Annotated in this window: 1 protein-coding gene and 1 pseudogene; both read right to left on the bottom strand. The window is 40.0% G+C overall.

The features are described 5' to 3' along the window. Window positions 1–131: pseudogene (locus tag GMD6S_RS13025) on the bottom strand (ComF family protein); the annotation flags it as partial. Continuing rightward, window positions 128–638 (bottom strand): helicase-related protein (locus GMD6S_RS09900; protein WP_000294384.1); only part of this gene is annotated, 511 nt, incomplete at its 5' end. The pseudogene GMD6S_RS13025 and the gene GMD6S_RS09900, both read right to left, overlap by 4 nt.

The following is a 638-nucleotide window of genomic DNA, read 5'->3' as shown; positions in this document are numbered from 1 at the left end:
TAATTCTCACCAATCTTCTCAAAACTAGAAGCACAAGCTGAGCAAAGATAACTGCAGTCATCCTTCAAAAGGAAGAGACTGCTAAAAGTCAGCTCACTCTTTGTAGTCTGGCCACATAGTAAACAGTTCATAATCCCGCCTCCTTGTTCATCTGCTTGATTTCCTTGATTGCCTTCTTGATGGAAGCATTTAACCCATCATGAAAGAAGAGCAACTCACCAGTTGGTCTGTCCATACTACGTCCAACTCGACCACCAATCTGAATCAAGCTAGACTTGGTAAAGAGTCGATGATTAGCTTCTACTACGAAAACATCCACACAAGGGAAGGTGACTCCGCGTTCCAATATTGTTGTACTGATCAGTATTGTTAGTTCTCCATCTCGAAAAGCTTGCACCTGCTCTAATCGGTCTTCTGTCACAGAAGACACAAAGCCGATATTCTCATTCGGGTACTGCTCCTTCAAGATTTCTTTTAGTTTTTCGCCTTTCTTAATCTCTGATGCAAAAATCAGTAAGGGATAACCTGTTCTTCTCTGTTTCTCAATATAAGTCTTTAACTTGGTTGACAATTGATTTTTCTCTAAACAGCGATTAAAATCCGATAACCAGACTGGTTTAGGAATAATCAAAGGATTT

This window comes from Streptococcus sp. GMD6S, assembly GCF_000297015.1.
This window is presented reverse-complemented; position numbering and strand designations above follow the sequence as displayed.